Source organism: Amycolatopsis sp. NPDC004079 (genome assembly GCF_040610415.1).
GTDB classification, from domain to species: domain Bacteria; phylum Actinomycetota; class Actinomycetes; order Mycobacteriales; family Pseudonocardiaceae; genus Amycolatopsis; species Amycolatopsis halotolerans.
Genome location: NZ_JBEXMH010000160.1, coordinates 1 through 1,635, shown reverse-complemented (window position 1 = coordinate 1,635; position 1,635 = coordinate 1). Strand labels below are relative to the sequence as shown.

The 1,635-nt window shown below is 71.4% G+C and carries 1 protein-coding gene; it reads right to left on the bottom strand.

Annotation, left to right across the window (positions count from 1 at the left end):
- Window positions 1–145: 145 nt before the first annotated feature.
- Entirely contained in the window at window positions 146–1,513 is a 1,368-nt protein-coding gene (locus ABZX37_RS49320) for an IS1380 family transposase (protein WP_354751265.1), read from the bottom strand.
- Window positions 1,514–1,635: the final 122 nt, after the last annotated feature.

Genomic DNA, 1,635 nt, shown 5'->3' with positions numbered 1-1,635 from the left:
CCTGGATCCACCGGGTGGTTTTTTGTTGATGTTGTTGGTGGGTGTGGGTTGTGTTGTGGGGGTGTGGGCGTGTTGGTGTGGCTGGCGTCGCACCAGCGCGTTCCACTGTGGGTTCTCCGGTCGGGGCGGGCGGGTGTGGTTCGGGTCAGGTTTGCCGGTGGGTGGTGGTGAAGAGGCCGTGCCAGCTGTCGTGCCAGGGCCAGTGTCGCGGCAGGCGCAGGGTGGTGGTGCGTGCGGTGCGGGTGAGGCGGGCGGCGACGGCGATCAGCTGGGCGCGGATGGTGCCGGTGCGGGCTCGGGCGTGGAAACGGCTGGCGAGGCATCCCGCGGCGCGCAGCAGGTTGTGGGTGAGCGCGGCGAGGGCGAGCCAGGCGGCGTTGGCGGCGAAGCGGCCGGAGGGGAAATGCGCCAGCGCTGAGTCGTTGAGGTCGGCGAACACGGCCTCGATGGCGCCGGCTCGGCCGCGGTGGCAGGCTTCGGCGGTGACCGTGTCGAATCCGGTGTTGGTGAACACGGCCTGGTAGCGCCAGGCGGGGAACAGTTCGCCGGTCGCGTCGCCGGCGGTGGTGTCGCGGACGCGGCGGACGACGAGGCGGGCGGTGATGCGCTGGCCGTTGCGTGTGGGGTTGGTGAATGCGGTGCAGGGGGTTTCCGCGACCTCGGCACGGGCCTGTTCGCTGTCGTGTCCCTCGTGGGCGGGGCGGCCGTAGCCGATGGGCTGCCAGGCGCTCTCGTCGATGGCGGCGATCGCGGCGCGGACCGCGGGGTTCTGCGGTGCGGTGACCGAGAACGCGGCTCCGTCCGCGAGGATCGCGGCGAGGATCTCCCCGTGGTAGAAACCGGAGTCCAGCCGCACCACCAGCGTCCCGGTCGCGCCGCAGGCGCGGGCGGCCGCGATGTTCGCGCGCACGAACGACACCGCGTTGCGGGCGGAGTGGGCCTGCCCGCCGCGCAGCCGGGTCCCGGTGACCACCGGCGCGCAGGCCGGCGAGGACAGGCACCCGGCGAGGAAGTTCAGCCCGCGGACTTTCGTGTAGCCGGGCTTGGCGCCGTCTTTGCCCGCCCCGAACACCCGCGTGATCTTCGCGTCGACGTCGAGGAACGCCAGCGCGCCGACCCCGGGCAGCAGCGGAGCCGACACGGCCAGGTTCTGCAACACTCGGGCGGCGACGTTCTGCAGCTGGGCGACGTGGCCGAGGGCGAAACCCCGCAGGAACGTGCCCAGCGTCGAGGGCGCCCGCACGCCGGAGAACAGCCGCGGCATCGCGCCGTGACGGACCACGTCCAGATCCTCGATCGAGTCCGCGCCCGCCGCCATCCCGGCCACGATCGTCGACACCTTCGCGCCGGCGTTCGCCCCCGCCTCGGTCCCGAGCGAGAGCAGCTCGTCGGCCAGCCCGCCCAGCCCCGCAGCCTCGGCCAGCCGCATCACCGGCACCAACCCCGCATGCGACACCAGACCCGGATCGTCGAACCTCGCCGACACCGACCCGGCAGTATGCAATGATCGCATCCAGCAGATGCCCTCTCCCTCGGTGACAATTGCTCTGTCGCAAGAACAATCATCCCAAGCCAGAGGGCATCTGCGCGTCCAGACACGACCTACAACACCACAAACACCGGTGGATCCAGGTC

Excerpts from the sequence above, each read along its gene's own strand:
- ABZX37_RS49320 (WP_354751265.1), bottom strand. The coding sequence starts at position 1,513 with ATGCGATCATTGCATACTGCCGGGTCGGTGTCGGCGAGGTTCGACGAT.